Origin of the sequence: Stutzerimonas xanthomarina DSM 18231, assembly GCF_900129835.1 — a bacterium.
GTDB classification, from domain to species: Bacteria; Pseudomonadota; Gammaproteobacteria; order Pseudomonadales; family Pseudomonadaceae; genus Stutzerimonas; species Stutzerimonas xanthomarina.
Genome location: NZ_FQXA01000011.1, coordinates 47055 through 53891 on the forward strand (window position 1 = coordinate 47055; position 6837 = coordinate 53891).

Below are 6837 nucleotides of genomic sequence, written 5' to 3' on the forward strand. Positions count from 1 at the left end.
GTCAGAGCACGTCACGGCTTCATCGGCTGCTTCAGGAAGGATTTCCCAGGGGAACGCAATGATCGAATCACTGCAGAAGATGCTGGCCAAAGGCATGGACAACCCCATGCTGCGCTTCGGGCTTGGTAAGGGCTACCTGGATCTTGGGGACGCAGCTGAAGCGGCGATTCATTTGCAACGCTGCGTCGAACAGGATCCGAAATACTCTGCCGCCTGGAAGCTGCTCGGCAAGGCATTAAAAGCTTGTGGGGATCTCGACGGCGCGAGGCGCGCCTGGGAACAAGGTCTGCTCGCGGCGCAAGCACACGGTGACAAGCAAGCCGAGAAGGAAATGGATGTGTTTCTACGCAAGCTGAACAAACAGGCCGGCAGCTAGCGCCAGCCGGTCGCACACCCTGCCGGACCGCTACTAATCGGGCTGGACGAAGCGCAAGCCAACACCCTCAGCATCGACACGCATCACTTCCATTTGCAGCACAGGGGCAGGAATGGGGAGATCCTGCACCTGCCCACTGACCGTCATGCCCGGCTGCAACTCGGTCAACTGCGGGTGTTTTACGTAGACGCCGCCATCCGAGAGATCTCGGGTGTGTGCGAACACCTCGCCAAATGACTCGTGGGTAATGCGGATACGGCACTTCATGGGTGCGCGTGGATGCTGCCGCTGATTCGGATTTCCCATTGAAGTCCTTTGCTGGGTGAGCTGTCGTTAGTACCAGCGTTTTTCGCCCGCTGGCCGCTTTTTGAAGCGTTTCATCGTCCACATGTACTGGCTCGGCCAAGTCCGCACGTAGCGCTCGATGACGCCGCTCATGGCTGCCACCGCGACCTCGACGTCCTCGTCGTACATGGCTGGAGGTGCCGCCTCGAGAATGACCTTGTAGCCCGAACCATCATCCAAGCGCAACGCGTGAAGAAACACCCCTACCGCTTTGCCGCCCGTCAGCATGCCAGGCACGAACTTGCTCGTCAGCGCCTGTGTGCCAAGGAACGGCACGAAAACGCCGGCGCCCTCGCTGGGTTCCGGATCCGCGGGTATGCCCACGGCGCCGCCCTTTCGGACTTCCTTGATGACGCTGATGATGCCCTCTCGGGTTGAGGGCGCGACCTTGTTGCCCAGTTGGACACGCTGGCGTTGCAGGAGATCATCGACCGCCTTGAGCTTCGGCGGGCGATAGAAAATGATCGGTGTGCATTGTGCGCAGTAGAAGTGATTGAGGACTTCCCAGTTGCCCAGATGGCTGGTGATGCCTACGACTCCCTTGCCTGAAGTCAAAGCTTGCTCCAGCACTTCCAGCCCCTCGACTTCCTTGACCAGCCGCAGCGTCTTGTCTGCTGGCCAGATCCAGGCGCAGGCACTCTCAGTGAACGCCATGCCGATCTGCTGCAGGCTCTGTCCGAGCAAGCGCTCGCGCTCGATAGCATCGAGTTCTGGAAAGCACTTGGAAAGATTGATCCGGGCGACTTCGCGAGAACGGTTGGGCAGCTTCCACATCAGCCAGCCAATGAAGCGACCCGACCCCTGAACTGCGCGCCAGGGGAGTAGGGCGAACAGGCGCAGAAAGCCAACCACCAGCGCACCTTTGAGCTTGTCCAAGGATCTCTCCCGAAAAATCAAAGACGCTAGTGTAACTGCTTAGCGCGATTGGCTACCCCTAAGGCGTCACAGCCGTTTAGGTGCTAGCCGGTACCCGCGCCAGAGCGGGGTAACGATCGCAGTCAGTGGTGTGGTCCATGACCATGCCGCACGCCTGCATATAGGCGTAACAGATGGTCGGGCCGACAAAGCCGAACCCGGCCTTCTTCAATGCACGGCTCATGGCCTCGGCTTCGGCGGTCACCGCAGGCACCTGGTTGATCGACTCGAAATGGTTGACCTTCGGCTCGCCCCCAACGAAGGACCACAACCAACCCACCGGGTCGTCCAACTCGAGCCAGAGCTGGGCATTGCGCCTTGCGGCTTCGAGTTTTCGACGGTTGCGGATGATGCCGGCGTCGAGCATGCGTTCGTCGATCTCGGCATCGGTCATCTGTGCCAGACGCGTCGGATCGAAGCCGAACAACACCTGGCGATAACGCTCTCGCTTGCGCAACACCGTGATCCAGGACAGTCCCGCCTGTGCGCCTTCAAGAACGAGAAATTCGAAGAGGACCTGAGGATCACGAGTGGGAACACCCCACTCGCTATCGTGGTAGTCGATGTATAACGGGTCGTCACTGCACCAGGCGCAACGCGGCATGTTTTCAGATCCTTGAACGCGGCGAAAAGCCGATCGGAAGTGCCACCGGCGCTACGCCGTAGAGCACGTGTCTCCACGGGTTCGAGCCGTTATCGGGTATACTCCGAGGCTTTCTGTCGAAGCCAGCACAGGTGAAATTTTGACCCAGCCTACGCCTGCCGTGCGCACCTTCCAAGACCTGATCCTCGCCCTGCAAAGCTATTGGGCAGAGCAGGGTTGCGTTGTTCTGCAACCCTACGATATGGAAATGGGCGCCGGCACCTTCCACACCGCCACATTCTTGCGCGCTGTCGGTCCTGAAACCTGGAACGCAGCCTATGTCCAGCCTTCGCGTCGCCCTGCCGATGGTCGTTATGGCGAGAACCCTAACCGTCTGCAGCACTACTACCAGTTTCAGGTCGTGCTCAAGCCCAACCCGGACAACATCCAGGATCTGTATCTGGAGTCGTTGCGTCGCATCGGCGTCGACACCTCGGTGCACGATGTACGTTTCGTCGAGGACAACTGGGAATCGCCGACGCTGGGCGCCTGGGGGCTCGGTTGGGAAGTCTGGCTCAACGGTATGGAAGTCACCCAGTTCACCTACTTCCAGCAGGTCGGCGGCATCGAGTGCTACCCCGTTACAGGCGAAATCACCTACGGCCTCGAGCGACTCGCGATGTATCTGCAGGGCGTCGACTCGGTCTACGACCTGATCTGGACGGACGGCCCGTTCGGCACCGTCACCTATGGCGATGTGTTCCATCAGAACGAGGTGGAGCAGTCCACCTATAACTTCGAACACGCCAACGTCGACAAGCTGTTCGAACTCTTCGACTTCTATGAATCGGAAGCCAACCGGTTGATCGAACTGGCGCTGCCGTTGCCCACCTATGAAATGGTGCTGAAGGCCTCGCATACCTTCAACCTGCTGGATGCGCGCCGGGCCATCTCGGTGACAGCACGACAGCAGTACATCCTGCGCGTTCGCGCGCTAGCTCGTTCGGTGGCGCAGAGCTATTTGCAGGCACGCGCCAAGCTCGGCTTCCCCATGGCCACCCCGGACCTACGTGACGAAGTACTGGCCAAGCTGGAGGCAGCAGAATGAGTGCACTGGATTTCCTGGTCGAGCTCGGCACCGAAGAGCTGCCGCCCAAGGCCTTGGGCAAGTTGTCCGACGCGTTTCGCACGGGCATCGAGAAAGGCTTGAAGGACGCTGGTCTCAAGCATGGCCGGGTACAGGCGTTTGCCGCACCTCGACGCCTCGCAGTGCTGATCGAGCAGCTCGACACCGAGCAGCCTGATCGCAGCATCAACCTCGACGGGCCGCCGCTGCAGGCGGCGTTCGACGCCGAAGGCGAACCGACCCAGGCCGCCCTGGGCTTTGCGCGCAAGTGCGGCGTGGACCTTGCCGAAGTCGACCGCAGCGGCCCAAAACTCCGGTACAGCCGTTCGATTCCCGGCCAGGCAACTGCCGAGCTGCTGCCCGCTATCGTCGAGACATCGCTTAACGAGCTGCCAATTCCGAAGCGCATGCGCTGGGCCGCGCGCAAGGAAGAGTTCGTCCGGCCAACCCAGTGGCTGGTCATGCTGTTCGGTGAGCAGGTCATCGACTGCACCATCCTCACTCAGCGTGCTGGTCGCGAATCTCGCGGGCATCGCTTCCACAGCCCGAATCCGGTGCGAATTTCCAAGCCAACAAGCTATCTGGAAGACCTGCGCGGCGCTCACGTCATTGCCGATTTCGCCGAACGTCGCGAGTTGATCGCCAAGCGTGTCGAGCAGCTGGCAGGCGAGCAGAGCGGCAGTGCTATCGTGCCACCCGCGCTGCTGGACGAAGTAACTGCACTGGTCGAATGGCCTGTGCCGCTGGTGTGTTCGTTTGAAGAACGCTTCCTGGACGTTCCGCAGGAAGCGCTGATTACCACCATGCAGGACAACCAGAAATACTTCTGCCTGCTGGACGCCAACGGCAAGCTGCTTCCGCGCTTCATCACGGTCGCAAACATTGAATCCAAGGATCCGGCTCAGATCGTTGCGGGTAACGAGAAAGTGGTGCGTCCACGACTCACTGATGCCGAGTTCTTCTTCAAGCAGGACAAGAAGCAGAAGCTCGACAGCTTCAATGAGCGCCTGAAAAACGTGGTCTTCCAGGCTCAGCTCGGGACCGTGTACGACAAGGCCGTGCGCGTCTCCAGGCTGGCCGCGTTCATCGCCGAACGCACCGAAGGCAATGCACAGTGGGCTGCGCGCGCGGGCCTGTTGAGCAAGTGCGACCTGGCCACCGAAATGGTCGGCGAGTTTCCCGAAATGCAGGGGATTGCTGGTTATTACTACGCCGCCAACGATGGTGAACCCACCGATGTCGCCTTGGCACTAAACGAGCAGTACATGCCCCGCGGTGCGGGCGCAGAGCTGCCCAGTACCCATACAGGTGCCATCCTTGCTGTGGCCGACAAGTTGGATACCTTGGTAGGCATCTTCGGTATCGGTATGTTGCCCACTGGCAGCAAGGATCCTTACGCGCTTCGGCGCGCGGCCCTGGGCATCCTGCGCATTCTGATCGAGAAGCGTCTGGATCTGGATCTGGTTGCCGCTGTGCGCTTCTCCATCAGCCAGTTCGGTGGTCAAGTCAAAACCGAAGGATTGGCCGATCAGGTTCTCGACTTCATCTTTGATCGCCTGCGTGCGCGGTATGAAGACGAAGGCGTCGAGGTAGCGTCCTATCTATCGGTTCGTGCCGTACAGCCGGGCTCAGCGTTGGACTTCGATCAGCGCGTGCAAGCGGTACAGGCATTCCGCAATCTGCCGGAGGCCGAAGCCTTGGCGGCTGCGAACAAGCGCGTCTCGAATCTGCTGAGCAAGTTCGAAGCAAAGCTACCGGAAACCATCGAGCCTCGTTACTTCGACAACGCCACCGAGTTCTCTTTGTATTCTGCGCTGCAGCAGGCCGAACAAGCCGTGCAGCCCCTGGCTGCGGGTCGTCAGTATCGCGAGGCGCTCGAGCGTCTGGCGCATCTGCGCGGTCCGGTGGATGCCTTTTTCGAGGCGGTATTGGTCAACGCCGAAGACGCTTCGGTTCGCGCCAACCGCTATGCCTTGCTTGCCCGGTTGAGAGGATTGTTCCTTGGCGTTGCCGATATTTCCGCACTTGGCTAAGCCGGTGAAGCTGATCGTGCTTGATCGCGACGGCGTGATCAACGAGGACTCCGACGCCTATGTGAAGAGCCTGGAAGAATGGATTCCGATCCCAGGCTCGATCAAGGCGATCGCACGGCTGTGCAAGGCCGGCTGGACGGTGGCAGTTGCTACCAACCAGTCCGGCCTCGCCCGCGGCCTGTTCGACGCCACCACTCTTGGCGACATGCATTTCAAGCTGCAGCAGTTGGCAATGGAAGAGGGCGGCCGCATCGATCTGATCGTCCACTGCCCGCATGGCCCTGATGATGGCTGCAACTGCCGCAAGCCGCTACCCGGGTTGTTCCAGCAAATCGCAGAGCACTTCCATCTCGATGACCTCCGGGGCGTTCCGGTGGTGGGTGACAGCCAGCGTGATCTGCTTGCCGGAATTCACCTTGGCGGCGTGCCTTACCTGGTTCGCACCGGAAAAGGCTCTAAGGCGTTGGAAGGTTCGTTGCCAACCGGCACCCAGGTGTTCGATGACCTGGCTGCCGTAGTCGATCATCTGCTGGGAGCCAAACGATGAGCGTCTTGCTGCCGCTACGCATCGTGTTGTTCTACCTGTTGCTGTCGTTCACGGCCTTCGCATGGTGCTTGGTCAGCCTGGTGTTCGCACCCTTCATGTCGTTTCGCACCCGCTACCGGTTCGTCGTCCAGACCTGGTGTCGCAGCGCCGTGTGGTTGGCCAAGACCGTTATCGGTTTGCGCTATGAAGTGAGTGGTGCAGAAAACATCCCGGAAAAGCCCTGCGTGATTTTGTCCAAGCACCAAAGCACCTGGGAGACGTTTTTTTTGTCGGCCTACTTCGAGCCATTGAGTCAGGTGCTCAAGCGCGAATTGCTCAACGTTCCGTTCTTTGGATGGGCAATCTGGCTGCTCAAGCCGATTGCAATTGACCGCGATAGCCCAAAAGAGGCACTCCGTCAGGTCGCCAAACAGGGGTTGGAGCGACTGGGGCAGGGCGCCTGGGTGTTGATCTTTCCAGAAGGAACACGCGTTCCGGTCGGACAGGTCGGCAAGTTCTCGCGCAGCGGCGCGGCGCTGGCCGTCAACGCCAAGCTCCCGGTCTTACCGGTAGCGCACAATGCCGGTACGTTCTGGCCCAAGTCCGGTTGGGGCAAGCGGCCGGGGGTAATCCAAGTCGTCATAGGACCGGCCATGCATGCAGAGAGCGAAGGCCCTCGTGCAGCCGCTGAGCTCAACCAGCGCGCCGAAGACTGGATCAATGCGACCGTGGCGGATCTGGAACGCAACGCCTGATTCAAAAAAACAGGCCGATAGCAAAAGGGGAGCAGACCGACGTCTGCTCCCCTTCTTTTTACCTCGACGCTCAGTCTTCGACAGAGCTGCGGATCAGGTGATCAAAAGCGCTCAGCGAGGCTTTAGCCCCCTCGCCAACCGCGATGACGATCTGCTTGTACGGCACCGTGGTGACGTC

General features: G+C 60.1%; 9 protein-coding genes. 5 read left to right on the top strand and 4 right to left on the bottom strand.

Going from position 1 to position 6837, the window contains the following annotated elements:
* The first annotated feature begins 58 nt into the window (after window positions 1-58).
* The gene (locus tag BUE09_RS19705; protein ID WP_073303801.1) at window positions 59-376 is read left to right on the top strand and encodes a tetratricopeptide repeat protein; all 318 of its coding nucleotides are present in this window, start codon (window positions 59-61) and stop codon (window positions 374-376) included.
* A gap of 33 nt (window positions 377-409) precedes the next feature.
* Here BUE09_RS19705 and BUE09_RS19710 read toward each other — a convergent pair whose 3' ends face one another.
* The 3 genes from BUE09_RS19710 to BUE09_RS19720 all read right to left on the bottom strand — a co-directional run bounded on the left by BUE09_RS19710 (window position 410) and on the right by BUE09_RS19720 (window position 2240).
* Window positions 410-682 carry a PilZ domain-containing protein gene (locus BUE09_RS19710; RefSeq protein WP_073303804.1) on the bottom strand — a complete coding sequence of 91 codons (273 nt, stop codon included), beginning with the start codon at window positions 680-682 and terminating at the stop codon, window positions 410-412.
* Between the two features lie 27 nt (window positions 683-709).
* The gene (locus BUE09_RS19715) at window positions 710-1597 is read right to left on the bottom strand and encodes a lysophospholipid acyltransferase (RefSeq protein ID WP_073303807.1); all 888 of its coding nucleotides are present in this window, start codon (window positions 1595-1597) and stop codon (window positions 710-712) included.
* A gap of 76 nt (window positions 1598-1673) precedes the next feature.
* Complete coding sequence (locus BUE09_RS19720) at window positions 1674-2240, bottom strand: DNA-3-methyladenine glycosylase I (RefSeq protein ID WP_073303810.1); 567 nt, start codon at window positions 2238-2240, stop codon at window positions 1674-1676.
* Between the two features lie 139 nt (window positions 2241-2379).
* On the opposite strand from BUE09_RS19720, the gene glyQ reads away from it, so the two are divergent.
* The 4 genes from glyQ to BUE09_RS19740 are packed head-to-tail and all read left to right on the top strand — an operon-like array spanning window position 2380 to window position 6659.
* The gene (glyQ, locus tag BUE09_RS19725) at window positions 2380-3327 is read left to right on the top strand and encodes a glycine--tRNA ligase subunit alpha (RefSeq protein ID WP_073303813.1); all 948 of its coding nucleotides are present in this window, start codon (window positions 2380-2382) and stop codon (window positions 3325-3327) included.
* Window positions 3324-5378, top strand: coding sequence for a glycine--tRNA ligase subunit beta (gene glyS, locus BUE09_RS19730; protein ID WP_073303816.1), 2055 nt, complete (start codon window positions 3324-3326; stop codon window positions 5376-5378). Before glyQ ends, glyS begins: the two co-directional genes overlap by 4 nt.
* A gap of 4 nt (window positions 5379-5382) precedes the next feature.
* On the top strand, window positions 5383-5925 hold the full coding sequence (gmhB, locus tag BUE09_RS19735; RefSeq protein ID WP_073303838.1) for a D-glycero-beta-D-manno-heptose 1,7-bisphosphate 7-phosphatase: 543 nt from the start codon (window positions 5383-5385) through the stop codon (window positions 5923-5925).
* Entirely contained in the window at window positions 5922-6659 is a 738-nt protein-coding gene (locus tag BUE09_RS19740; RefSeq protein ID WP_073303819.1) for a lysophospholipid acyltransferase family protein, read from the top strand. Before gmhB ends, BUE09_RS19740 begins: the two co-directional genes overlap by 4 nt.
* A 70-nt stretch (window positions 6660-6729) precedes the next feature.
* Here the strand turns inward: BUE09_RS19740 and BUE09_RS20720 are convergent.
* A partial coding sequence (locus tag BUE09_RS20720; RefSeq protein WP_244153209.1) for a hypothetical protein occupies window positions 6730-6837 on the bottom strand: 108 nt, incomplete at its 5' end.